The organism is Streptomyces sp. NPDC090798 (assembly GCF_044768965.1).
In the GTDB taxonomy this organism is placed as follows: domain Bacteria; phylum Actinomycetota; class Actinomycetes; order Streptomycetales; family Streptomycetaceae; genus Streptomyces.
Genome location: NZ_JBIVXA010000007.1, coordinates 414,943 through 426,709, shown reverse-complemented (window position 1 = coordinate 426,709; position 11,767 = coordinate 414,943). Strand labels below are relative to the sequence as shown.

The window sequence follows — 11,767 nt, the reverse complement described above, 5'->3', positions numbered from 1 at the left end:
GGGTACCCCGCCCGTTGGGGCGAGAAGACCAGCGGGCCCGCCCGGGGGGTGGGGGTTTGGGGGGGGGGGGGCCCCCGCGCCCGGGGGGGGGGGGGGCCGGCCCGCCCCGCCCCCCCCCCACCCCGGTCAGACCCCGCTCCGCTGTCACATCGCTCGCGTACGGCCCTCCCAGTAGGGATCCCGTAGCCGCCGCTTGTAGAGCTTTCCGTTCGGGTCGCGCGGCATCGACTCGATGAAGTCGACGCTCTTGGGGCGCTTGTACCCGGCGAGCAGGCGCTCGCAGTGGCCGAGGATGTCGGCGGCGAGGGCCGGGCCCGGCTCGTGGCCCGGGGCGGGCTCGACGACGGCCTTGACCTCCTCGCCCCAGTCGTCGTGCGGGATGCCGAAGGCGGCCGCGTCGGCGACGGCGGGGTGGGAGAGCAGCGCGGCCTCGATCTCGGCCGGGTAGATGTTGACCCCACCCGAGATGATCATGTCGATCTTGCGGTCGCGGAGGAAGAGATAGCCGTCCTCGTCGAGACAGCCCAGGTCCCCCACGGTGAAGAAGTCGCCGATGCGGTTCTTCCTCGTCTTGCTCTCGTCCTTGTGGTACGAGAATCCGCCCGTGCTCATCTTCATGTAGACGGTGCCGAGTTCCCCGGGCGGCAGCCGGTTGCCGTCGTCGTCGAAGACGGCGAGTTCGCTGATGGGCCAGGCCTTGCCGACCGTGCCGGGCTTCTTCAGCCAGTCCTCGGTGGTCGCGAAGGCGCCGCCGCCCTCACTGGCCGCGTAGTACTCCTCGACGCTGTGGCCCCACCACTCGATCATGGCCCGTTTCACATGGTCCGGGCACGGGGCGGCGCCGTGGATGGCGTGCCGCATCGAGGAGACGTCATAGCGCGCCTTCACCTCGTCGGGGAGTGCCAGCAGCCGGTGGAACTGGGTCGGGACCATGTGGGTGTGGGTGCAGGCGTGGGCGTCGATGACGCGGAGCATCTCCTCGGGCGTCCACTTGTCCATCAGCACCAGGCGGTGACCGATGTGCAGGGAGGCGCCGGCGAACTGGAGTACCGCGGTGTGGTACAGCGGCGAGCAGACCAGGTGCACGTTGTCGTCGTACGGCCTGATGCCGAAGATGCCGAGGAAGCCGCCGAGGTACGACTCCTCGGGGAGCTTGCCGGACAGCGGGCGCCGGATGCCACGGGGGCGGCCCGTCGTGCCCGAGGTGTAGTTCATGACCCAGCCGAGCGTGCGCTCGTCGGGCGCCGAGTCGGGCTGCCCGTCGAGGAGTTCGGCGTACGGCCGGAAGCCCGCCACCGTGCCCACCGCGTACCGCCGCGCCGCCGGAAGCTTCGCCTCGTCGGCGGCGTGGCGGGCGGCGCCGGCGAACCGTTCGTGGGCGATCAGCACCTTGGCGCCCGAGTCGGAGACGATCCAGGCGATCTCGGGGCCGACGAGGTGGTGGTTGACCGGCACCAGGTAGAGGCCCGCCTGGGAGGCGGCGAGGTAGGCGACGAAGAACTCGACGCCGTTGGGCAGGACGACCGCGAAGGCGTCGCCGCGTTCGAGGCCCGCGGCGCGCAGACCGTAAACGAGCCGATTGGCCGCGGCGTGCAGCCGGCCCGCGGTCCACTCGTCCCCGTCCGGGGTGACGAGGACCGTCCGTCCGGGGTCGGCGGTGGCCTGGGCCCAGAAGCCGTTGGGTGAGGTGCTCATGACTGTTCGCCCCTTCCCGCGATCCGGTTGATACGGTCGACGGCTCGCTCGAAGCCGCTCGTCAGGTCGTCGAAGACGGCCTGGACACCGCGCTCGCTGTTCATCCGGCCGACGATCTGCCCCACGGGCGTCCCCAGCAGCGGTTCCACCTCGTACTTCTGGATCCGGGAGACCGCCTCGGCCACCAGCAGCCCCTGGAGCGGCATGGGGAGTGTGCCGGGGCCGTTGGGGTCGTCCCAGGCGTCGGTCCACTCGGTGCGCAGCTGGCGCGCGGGCTTGCCGGTCAGGGCGCGCGAGCGGACGGTGTCGCCGGACCCGGCGGCGAGCAGCTTGCGGGTGACGGCGGGCGAGTGCATGTCCGCTTCCGTGACGGTCAGCCACAGCGACCCGAGCCACACCCCCTGGGCGCCGAGGCTGAGGGCGGCGGCCACCTGCTGTCCGCTGCCGATGCCGCCCGCCGCCAGCACGGGCAACGGATCGACGGCGTCGACGACTTCGGGAGTGAGCACCATCGAGGCGATCTCGCCGGTGTGGCCGCCCGCCTCGTAGCCCTGCGCGACGACGACGTCGATGCCCGCCTCGGCGTGCTTGCGCGCGTGCCGGGCGCTGCCCGCGAGGGCCGCGACGAGCACTCCGCGCTCGTGGGCGCGTTCGACGACGTCGGCGGGCGGAGAGCCCAGCGCGTTGGCGAGCAGTCTGATCGGGTAGTCGAAGGCGACGTCGAGCTGGGTGCGGGCGACCTGTTCCATCCAGCCGGTGATGCGCCAGCCGGACACCTCGACCTCGGCGAGTTCGGGCACACCGTACTTGGCGAGGGTGTCCTTGACGTACTGCCGGTGCCCCTCGGGGATCATCGCCTCGACGTCGGCCTCCGTCACCCCCTCGACCTTCTTCGCGGGCATGACGACGTCCAGGCCGTACGGTTTGCCGTCGACGTTCGCCTCGATCCAGTCGAGGTCGCGTTTGAGGTCGTCGGGGGCGGTGTAGCGGACCGCGCCGAGCACACCGAATCCGCCCGCGCGACTGATGGCCGCGGCGACGGCGGGAAACGGCGTGAAGCCGAAGATGGCGTGCTCGACTCCCAGTTTCTTGCTCAGCTCCGTCTGCATGGGCGCAGAATGCCGCAGTCCTCCGGACGAGGGAAGGCCTTTTCTGATGCTCCGTCAGATTTCTGGCCGGTCCTTCGCCAGAGTCCCAGGCCCCACGCCGCGCCGGCGACGCGCGAGCGACCGGCGGAGCTAGTCGTTCGCGTCCTCCAGTACGGCCATGGCCGCGTTGTGCCCGGGCACCCCGCTCACGCCGCCGCCGCGCACCGCGCCCGCCCCGCACAGCAGGACGTTCGCGTGCCGGGTCTCGACACCCCAGCGGCCCGTGCCCTCCTGGGCGTACGGGAAGGCGAGGTCGCGGTGGAAGATGTTGCCGCCGGGCAGCCGCAGGTCGCGCTCCAGGTCGAGCGGGGTCTTCGCCTCGATGCAGGGGCGGCCGTCCACGTCGGTGGCCAGGCAGTCGGCGAGCGGTTCGGCGAGGTGCGCCTCCAGCTGCGCCAGCGTCGACTTCAGCAGCTCCGCCCGTACGGCGTCGTTGTCCCGCTCGAACAGCCGGGCGGGCGTGTGGAGGCCGAAGAGGGTGAGGGTCTGGTAGCCCCGCTCGACCAGCTCCTGGCCGAGGATGCTCGGATCGGTGAGGGAGTGGCAGTAGATCTCGGAGGGCGGCGCGGTGGGCAGCTCGCCGGACGCGGCCTGCGCGTGGGCGGTCGCCAACTGCTCGTAGCCCTCGGCGATGTGGAAGGTGCCGGCGAACGCCTCGCGCGGGTCGACGGAGGTGTCGCGCAGCCTCGGCAGCCGCTTGAGCAGCATGTTGACCTTCAGCTGGGCACCCTCGGCGGGGGTGGGCGGTTCGTCACCGGTGAGGTGCGCGAGTTCCTGTGGCGAGGCGTTCACGAGGACGTGCCGGGCCGGGACGACACCCTCGCCGTCCGCGGTGCGGTAGGTGACCTCGGCGGCCCGCCCGTCGGTCTCGATGCGCACCGCCTCGTGACCCGTGGCGATCACCACGCCCGCGGCGCGCGCCGCCGCGGCGATCGCGTCGGTGAGGGCGCCCATGCCGCCGACCGGCACGTCCCAGGCGCCGGTGCCGCCGCCGATCACGTGGTAGAGGAAGCACCGGTTCTGGCGCAGGGACGGATCGTGGGCGTCCGCGAAGGTCCCGATGAGCGCGTCGGTGAGGACGACACCGCGTACGAGGTCGTCGGCGAAGTTCTCCTCCACGGCGACCCCGACCGGCTCCTCGAAGAGGATCCGCCAGGCCTCCTCGTCGTCGACGCGGGCGCGGAGTTCCTCGCGGGTGGGGAGCGGTTCGGTGAGCGTCGGGAAGACCTGCTGGGCGACATGGCCGGTCATGCCGTAGAAGCGCTGCCAGGCCTCGTACTCGCGCTCCGAGCCGGTCAGACGCGCGAAGGCCTCGCGGGTGCGGCGCTCGCCACCGCCGACGAGCAGGCCGGTGGGCCGTCCGTCGCGTTCGACGGGCGTGTACGAGGACACGGTCCGGCCGCGCACGCGGAAGTCGAGGCTCAGATCCCGCACGATCTTCCGGGGCAGCAGGCTGACCAGGTAGGAGTAGCGCGACAGCCGCGCGTCGACTCCGGCGAACGGCCGGGTGGACACGGCGGCGCCGCCGGTGCTCCCCAGGCGCTCGAGCACCAGCACGGACCGGCCGGCCCGGGCCAGGTAGGCGGCGGCGACGAGACCGTTGTGGCCCCCGCCGACGATCACGACGTCGTATCCCTCGTGTGCAGGCATGGTTCTTCGTAGCACGCGATGATCTAGAACGGCCAGAGGTACGCGGCACCCGGCGGGCATCCGGACGGGGCGCGGGCGCCCACTCCGAAGCGGCGGCGCGGGCGGGGCCGCCCGGGAGCCGTCCGCCGTACTCCCGGTGCCGTCCCTCGAACGGGGCGAGCGCGAACCCCCTGCACGAGAGCCCCTCAGCCTCCCCGTGCCGCCCGCTGCTGGCGTAACGCCGCGACCCTCCGGTACAGCTCCACCGCTTCCTGACCCCGGCCCAGTTGTTCCAGGCAGTGCGCCTCGTCGTTGCGGCTGGCCAGGGCGTCGGGGTGGTCGGCGCCGAGGACGCGTTCACGGGCGGTGGCGACGCCCCGGTACTCGGCGAGCGCGTCGGACCAGCGGCCCAGCCAGCCGAGGCCGACCGCGACCTCGCGGCGGCTGACGAGGGTGTCGGGGTGGTCGGGACCGAGGACTCGCTCGCGGAGCGCCCACACGTCGCGGGACTCGGCGAGCGCCTCCTCCCAGCGCCCCATCCGGCCCAGGTTGACGCCGAGGCCGTGCCGGGCGCGCAGGGTCTCCGGGTGGGCGGGGCCGTGCACCCGAGTACGGTCGTCGATCAGGTCCCGGTACAGCTCCAGGGCCTGCGCGCTGCGCCCGAGCCGGCCGAGGCTGATGCCGACCTCGTAGCGGGCGGAGAGGGTGTCCGGGTGGTCGGGGCCGAGGGCCTGGGCCCGCGCGTCGGCCACTTCCCGGTAGGTCTGCAACGCCTCCGGCCAGTGCCCCAACTGACCCAGCGCGTAGGCGACTTCGTACCGTGTCACGAGCGTGTCGGGGTGGTGCGCACCGAGCACCCGGGCGCGCGCGGCGGCGACCTCGCTCGCCATCCGGTACGAGTCCTCCAGGCGGCCCAGCCTGCTCAGGTTGAAAGCCAGGTTGTGGCGGCAGCGCAGGGTGTCGGGATGGTCGGGGCCCATCGCACGCTCGCGGGCGGCGAGCACCGCGACGTACGCCTGGTGCGCCTCGAAGTGGCGGCCCAACTGGCCCAGTACGTACGCCATCTCCTGGCGCGCGGCGAGGGTGTCGGGATGGCCCGGGCCGAGCGCCCGCTCCCTGCCCCGGGCGACCCGCGCGTACTCGCGCAGCGCTTCGGCGGCGTGTCCGGTGCGGCTGAGGGTGAAGCCGACCTCGTACCGGCTGGCGAGGGTGTCGGGGTGGTCGGGGCCGAGGACGTGCTCGCGTTCGGCGGCGACCGCGCGGTGCACCTCGCCCGCCTCGGTCCACCGGCCGAGCCGCCCCAGGCTCAGTCCGGCGTTGTGCCGTCCCGTCAGAGTGGTGAGCAACTCCGGTGAGGGCGTCGGGCGTTCGACGCGATCCGGCGCCTGAGGTACGGACGTGGCCGGGCGCGTTGTCCATTCGCCGGTCAGGCCCGCCGCCGCGTCCGGCAGGGCGCCACCCAGTCCGGCACCGGTCGCCTTGTGGCCGGTGGTCATGCCCCGGGTCCAGGAGGGCAGCCGGGGTTCACGCGAGGAAGCGGGCGAGGGAGCCCTCGTCGACGGCCCCAGCATCCGCTGCTCATGGGCGGGACGGCCCACCGCGGGGGACACGACCGTCGGCACGTACACCGGAGTCGTGCGCCCCGTGCCGATCCGCCGGCCGAGCTCGCGCGCGTCCTGCGGGCGCCTCGCCGGCTCCTTGGCCAGCAGATCCAGGATGATCCGCTCGAAGTACTCGGGGAGCTCGGCGCGGTGGTGGCGCGGCGGCTCGGGAGGCGTGTCGCGGTGGCCGACGAGGATCGCCCACGCGTCGTCCAGGTCGAACGGCGGTGCCCCGGTGGCGATTTCGTAGAGCACACATCCGAAGGAGTACAGATCGCTGCGCTGGTCGACCTGGGCACCGCTGATCTGCTCCGGTGACATGTAGTGCGGGGTGCCCATCGCGATGCCGGTGCCGGTCAGCCGGGCCGTGAAGCCGATGTCGTGGCCGAGGCGCGCGATGCCGAAGTCGCAGATCTTCACCGTGCCGTCCGCCAGCCGCATGATGTTGGCGGGCTTCAGGTCGCGGTGCACGATGCCCTGTTGGTGGGTGTAGGCGAGGGCCCCCGACACCTGGTCGGCGATGTCGACGACATCGGCGACGGGGAGCGGATGCTGCTTGTTGTCCTCCAGGAGCTGGCTGAGGTTGCGGCCCTCCAGCAGCTCCATGACCAGGTACAGCACGCCCTCCGCCTCGCCGAAGTCGTGCACCACGGTCACCCCGCGGTGTTGCAGCGCTGCGGCCACCCGGGCCTCGCGCCGGAATCTCTCCCGCAGCACACGCGTGAACGACTGATCGTGGTGCGGGCCGAGCGGTTTGAGGCACTTCACGGCCACCTGCCGCCCCAGCGACTCGTCGCGGGCGCGCCACACCTCACCCATGCCTCCCCGCCCGATCAGATCGAGCAGTCGGTACCGGCTCTGGATCAGCCTGGTCTCCGCCATCTCGTGCGATCGCCCCCGTCGCTGCTCGCCGCGCCCTCCCCTGGCCCGTCCAGTATGGCGAGTTATCTGCCGACTTTGTACGGTGCCGGTCGGGAGCCGGGGCCGAGCCGTGCCATGGCCCGCAGAATGTGTTTGGGCGGGAGTTGCCAGCGAAGACGTGCGGGAACGCAGCGCAGCACGGTGCCCGTGACGCGCAGGCGCCGGGTCACCGTCGAGGGGGCCGGTGCGGGTCTGCCGTACAGCTCGTGGGCGTACGGCGGCAGAGCGGCGTACGCCAGATGCGCCACGCGCCGCCACAGCAGGGCGCGCGCCGGTACGAGCAGCGGGTGGGTCGGCGGGCGCGACAGGAAGTCGTCCACGTCCCGCGCCTCGGACCCGGCGTCGAGCTCCGGCAGCACCTCCTCGAAGTAGGCGGCCAACTCCGCCCGGTTCGCCGGTACGTCTGCGGGATCGAGGCCCACCAGGCGTGCGCTGACCCGGTGTTCGTCGATGTACCGGTCGGCGTGCGCGTCCGTCATCGGGAACCCCGAGCGGCGCAGGACGTGGAGATAGGAGTCGATCTCGGCGCAGTGCACCCACAGCAGCAGCTCGGGCTCGTCGATCCGGTACCGCTCCCCCGTGTCCGGGGCGGTGGCCTTGAGCAGGGTGTGGATCTTCCGGACCCGGGCCCCGGCCTGCTCGGCGGCCTCGGTCGTGCCGTACGTCGCCGTGCCGACGAAGTTCGCGGTGCGCATCAGCCGGCCCCAGGCGTCGCGCCGGAAGTCCGAGTTCTGCATGACGCCCCGGACGGCGCGGGGGTGCAGGGCCTGGAGGTAGAGCGCGCGGATCCCGGCGACCCACATCATGGGGTCACCGTGCATCTGCCAGGTCACCGAGGAGGGACCGAACAGGCCCTGGTCACCCGAGCGAAGCGCGTCCACCTCGTCAGGTGTGACCAAGGTTCTTAGTTGGCATCAGGCAACGTTCGTGACCTGCGCTGATGCCAACTAGGTTCAGCAACTCTCGGTACGAAATCAGAGAGATAGTTGGCACTTTGGTACAGCGCAGGTCACAAGGGGTGTCACACCGCAGCCAGCCATCGAAGTGCACCTGGAAGCCTCAGTCACGGCAGTCCTCACCTGACTGACGTATGGTGCAGCTCTGGCGATGAGATCGAGACGCGCACTACGGATCTGTATGGGTCATTGCCCTGGAGTCGTAGTTGGCGCCGGGCCGGGGCACCGACCAGGCCTGCGCAGCGATCAGATCGTCAGCGGTCCCGTGTTCGCAACTGCCGGACGGTCATCCCTCATCACCCAAATACTCCAAGCTACGTCCCGTGAAACGCATCGCATCCTGGCTCAGCAGGAGGGGATCCCGACAGCCGCGCTGGTCGCACGCTTCGGCAATGTGGTCGGCGTAGGCCGTTACCCGCTGGTGCAGGCGTAGGCGCTCCTTGCGAAGTTCGTCGGCCATCAGAGGACCCAGTTCGCCCACGAGGGCGGCACGTGCGGCGCCGCGGGGGCGAGCCCGGATGGTGGGGCTATGCACGTAATGGCCTTGCGTGACCTGGCAAAAGGTCAGGACAGTGCCGAGGTCCGCATCGGCACGCTCGTGGAGACGGCGCAGGCGGGGGATGGCGGCGGTGAGAGCACGCCAGTGCTCATCCGGCATGGTCCAAGTGGCAAGCGCGCGACGGCGCTGGCCGTAGTCGATGCGGTTGGGGTCGGCCTCCAAACAGTCGGCGATCTGGTCGACTCGGGCTTCGAAGTCAGGCCAGAGTGCAAGTGTCTGCAGTTCGTCGCCGAGCCGGGTCAAGATCTTCGCGGCCATGCTCTTCGTTGAGCCGAGTTCGGGAGCGCAGGTGGTCCAAGGGACTCCGGTGACAAGTTGAGCCAAGCGCAGGGAGGCAGCCTGCCGGAGGATGCGTTCCCAACCAGTCCGTCGGGAACTGGTCGGTAGCTGGTCGAGGAAGCCCTCGAAGTAGGTGCGGAACCAGGCCACGGGAAGGTGGGCGGGGACGTGGTCGATGGTGTAACGGCGGGTGTTGCCATGAAGATTGCGGTGGCCCTGGCTGCCGTATGTGCGCGCGGCCATCGCTCGGGCCAGGCGCGGGGAGATGTTTATGGAGCGGGCGATCTGTGCGCCGTACGCGCTGGCGCGGGTATTCATCTCCTTGACCAGGGGCTGGATGTGCTCGCGTAGTTCGGCTGGGTCGGCTGGGGCGAGGAGAGCGTCAGCGGCCAGGAGCAGAGCGCCGCACTGAGCGGGGTCGGTGGGCGGGTCGCGAAAGCCCGTGCGGCGACCTGTGCGGTCGGAGGCTTGGAGGAACCAGGAAGCTTCATCAGCGTGAGCATCGACAAGGTCAGCCAGGGGTCGGTTGGGGAGCAGGTGGGTGCCAACGGGCCAGCTCAGCTTGACCAACTGGATAGCCATGATCAGGTCGGTGAAGTAGTACCGGTCAGTCCCCTCAACGCTGGAAGTGAGGCGGGCCAGGAGACGGCGTTGGAAAGCAATGAGTCGGTCTAGATCGGTTCCGTCGGGCCCTTGGGAAGGGGTGCGGTCAAGGCGGCTCGCACACAGGACGGCCGGGCCCGTGCCGCTGATCGGCGGGACTGGGTTGCGGCATTGCAGCGGGTGCTCGACAAGCCGGGAAGCGAACTTGACGAGGTTGACTCGAGCGCGCGTGTGATTGTTGAGCGGCTTGCGGCAGTGAGGGCATCGGTAGTGCAGGATGCGCCGATGACGAGGACAGGCAAAGACGACGGGTAGGTGCCAGATGAGTTTCCAGGCTCCACCATGAATGTTCTGGATGTCGCTGCCGTCACCAGCGAGGCAGTCCGGGCAGAAGCGGGAAGAGAAGTCCAGGGACCAATGAGCGCTGGCCATAGTCTGCGTGCGCTCACGGGCATTGCGCACCGCCGTCAGCGGCGGATAAGCGCCGGCGAGGCTGTCCAGGGTGAGGGCGTGCACTTCATCGGACGTCAAGCGCGCTGCGGCGGCCAGGCGGCCAGCTTGTTCGGGGGTCAAGTACTGCAGGAGAGCAGTGGGCAACCGGTCCTGACTGTAGGTGAGCAGCCCACACAGTTCGGCTGTGCGGCCGGGAGAGCGGCACAACCTGTGTGACAACCGCAGCACGAATCCGGCGAGGGATTCCTCAGGCAGGGGGGCGAGGCTGCGCGGCAGTTTTCGCGTCGTCGTAGAGACCTTCCTACGAGCTTCTTGGACCCGGGGGCGCGAAACCAGGTCAGGAATCGCACGCGAGAGGACAATGCCGAGGCACTGAAACAACCACCTCACTTCCTGGCGCCCAGACTCTCATTCATTCATCCGAACGACTGATGATCAAACTTCCGGACTGCTCACGCAAGAGGGAAGTTCTACCGCCGTGGGGCGATCTTGGATCATGCGCAGACGGCGAGAACGAAGCCATGCGTTTGATTCGATCCAGTACAAGCCGAAAAAATGCCCACCGGACTCAATACCCTCGCCAGCTCCACATTGGCCCAAGGCCGCACTGAGTGATTTCGTAGGGCTGCTCCACTAGCGAGACACCCCCAGAAAGGAAGCCATCTCACAGACCAACGGCGGCTGGATCCTTATGGCACGCAGCCAACGAACTGCCTCCTATCTCTGCGGCGCCCGGTGAGCGTCTGCGGCTTGGGAGCATCGCAGCAATCCGCGGCTCACTACCAGGAGAGCATGACTGCGATTCCCGTGACCGTCTCCCGAGTCACAGACCGTGAGCCATGCACACAAGAAATAATCAACCTAACGATACATCAGCCGTCATAGCCGACGCCAGCGAGGAAAGCATGCATTCACTCATACGTGTGACTACCGTAAAACGTTCGACTCGGGTGGAGTTGCACGCCGTACGGTCATCGCGCTCCTGGTGAATGGCTCACGAGGCAAAGGTGCTCAGGAGGCTCACGGATGAACTCGACGGACTTCGAGCCAAATTGGCTTTCCCGGCGGCTGGAGTCCTCCAGTGCCGTGTGGTCTGATGCGTGCTGCCTCCAAGACCTTGCCCTTTTGCACACCGGGTTCAGTGACTATGCGCCAGCCTTGGATCTCAACGAGAAGTGGCCCGCACGTTGGACCACGACGTGGAAGTTCGGCCGTGCTTCGGTGACCAGCCCGGTGCATGACCTGGACAAGGTGAACCTCAGGCGGAGCATTCCTGTGCGCCGCTTCACGTGGCGCACGGACCAGTTCCACCGGCCGGGGCTGGAGTACCTGATGGCGACGAACCGGCACCATGGCTTTGAGAGTCATGAGGAAGAGTGTCTACTACTGGTCTCCGACTTCGCCGCCAGCCTCGTGGAGGCCCTGTCTCAGCCGTTCCGGCTGCGGTTCTTCGCCAATGGGAAGGCGATCGAGCACACTCCGGACTTTCTGTTGGTGACTGGCTCCGGGCTCGTCCTGATCGACGTACGCCCGGCCGGCCGAATCAAGGCGGAAGACGGGCTGAAGTTCGCCGCTGCCGCGGAAGCCGCACTGTCGGCGGGCTGGCGGTACGGCGTTGTCGTGGGGTGGCGCCAGCATGTGTGGACGAACGTGGACGCGTTGTCGGCCGAGCGGCGCCCGCTGACAGATGTGCTGGGCATTCAAGGGCAGTTGCAGGAGGCTGCCGCGCAAGGCCCCCTGCCGTACGGAGAGTTGGTGGAGCGCTGCTGCCTGCCGGCGATCGGCCGGGCGCACGCGATCCATCTGCTGTGGAACCGGCGTCTCGGCGTGGACCTCTCCGTGCCGTTCGGGGACGCGAGCATGGTCCGGCTCGCTCTGCCCCAGCACCACCGGGAGCTTGAGCGGTGAGCACTGCGGTGAGAG

General features: G+C 69.6%; 7 protein-coding genes. 1 reads left to right on the top strand and 6 read right to left on the bottom strand.

The genetic code is table 11. From position 1 onward, the window contains the following. Positions 1 to 144: 144 nt before the first annotated feature. The 6 genes from ACIQTP_RS18670 to ACIQTP_RS18645 form a co-directional block, all read right to left on the bottom strand. Positions 145 to 1,695 (bottom strand): acyl-CoA synthetase, encoded by a 1,551-nt coding sequence (locus ACIQTP_RS18670; RefSeq protein ID WP_403401033.1) that lies wholly within the window; start codon positions 1,693 to 1,695, stop codon positions 145 to 147. Next, on the bottom strand, positions 1,692 to 2,804 hold the full coding sequence (locus ACIQTP_RS18665; protein ID WP_403401031.1) for a nitronate monooxygenase: 1,113 nt from the start codon (positions 2,802 to 2,804) through the stop codon (positions 1,692 to 1,694). Before ACIQTP_RS18665 ends, ACIQTP_RS18670 begins: the two co-directional genes overlap by 4 nt. A gap of 129 nt (positions 2,805 to 2,933) precedes the next feature. After that, positions 2,934 to 4,493 (bottom strand): phytoene desaturase family protein, encoded by a 1,560-nt coding sequence (locus ACIQTP_RS18660; protein ID WP_403401029.1) that lies wholly within the window; start codon positions 4,491 to 4,493, stop codon positions 2,934 to 2,936. A 185-nt stretch (positions 4,494 to 4,678) separates the two neighbouring features. Further along, the gene (locus ACIQTP_RS18655) at positions 4,679 to 6,955 is read right to left on the bottom strand and encodes a tetratricopeptide repeat protein (protein ID WP_403401027.1); all 2,277 of its coding nucleotides are present in this window, start codon (positions 6,953 to 6,955) and stop codon (positions 4,679 to 4,681) included. Positions 6,956 to 7,017: 62 nt separating this feature from the next. After that, complete coding sequence (locus ACIQTP_RS18650) at positions 7,018 to 7,815, bottom strand: oxygenase MpaB family protein (protein WP_403401060.1); 798 nt, start codon at positions 7,813 to 7,815, stop codon at positions 7,018 to 7,020. 421 nt (positions 7,816 to 8,236) lie between these two features. Next, entirely contained in the window at positions 8,237 to 10,234 is a 1,998-nt protein-coding gene (locus ACIQTP_RS18645) for a TniQ family protein (protein WP_403401025.1), read from the bottom strand. Between the two features lie 636 nt (positions 10,235 to 10,870). Here ACIQTP_RS18645 and ACIQTP_RS18640 point away from each other — a divergent pair. Continuing rightward, the gene (locus tag ACIQTP_RS18640) at positions 10,871 to 11,752 is read left to right on the top strand and encodes a TnsA-like heteromeric transposase endonuclease subunit (RefSeq protein WP_403401023.1); all 882 of its coding nucleotides are present in this window, start codon (positions 10,871 to 10,873) and stop codon (positions 11,750 to 11,752) included. Positions 11,753 to 11,767 lie beyond the last annotated feature (15 nt).

What these genes read in the sequence shown, in the direction of transcription:
- ACIQTP_RS18670 (WP_403401033.1), bottom strand. Translation starts at nt 1,695, where the DNA reads ATGAGCACCTCACCCAACGGCTTCTGGGCCCAGGCCACCGCCGACCCC.
- ACIQTP_RS18660 (WP_403401029.1), bottom strand. Translation starts at nt 4,493, where the DNA reads ATGCCTGCACACGAGGGATACGACGTCGTGATCGTCGGCGGGGGCCAC.
- ACIQTP_RS18655 (WP_403401027.1), bottom strand. Translation starts at nt 6,955, where the DNA reads ATGGCGGAGACCAGGCTGATCCAGAGCCGGTACCGACTGCTCGATCTG.
- ACIQTP_RS18640 (WP_403401023.1), top strand. Translation starts at nt 10,871, where the DNA reads ATGAACTCGACGGACTTCGAGCCAAATTGGCTTTCCCGGCGGCTGGAG.
- ACIQTP_RS18650 (WP_403401060.1), bottom strand. Translation starts at nt 7,815, where the DNA reads ATGCACGGTGACCCCATGATGTGGGTCGCCGGGATCCGCGCGCTCTAC.
- ACIQTP_RS18665 (WP_403401031.1), bottom strand. Translation starts at nt 2,804, where the DNA reads ATGCAGACGGAGCTGAGCAAGAAACTGGGAGTCGAGCACGCCATCTTC.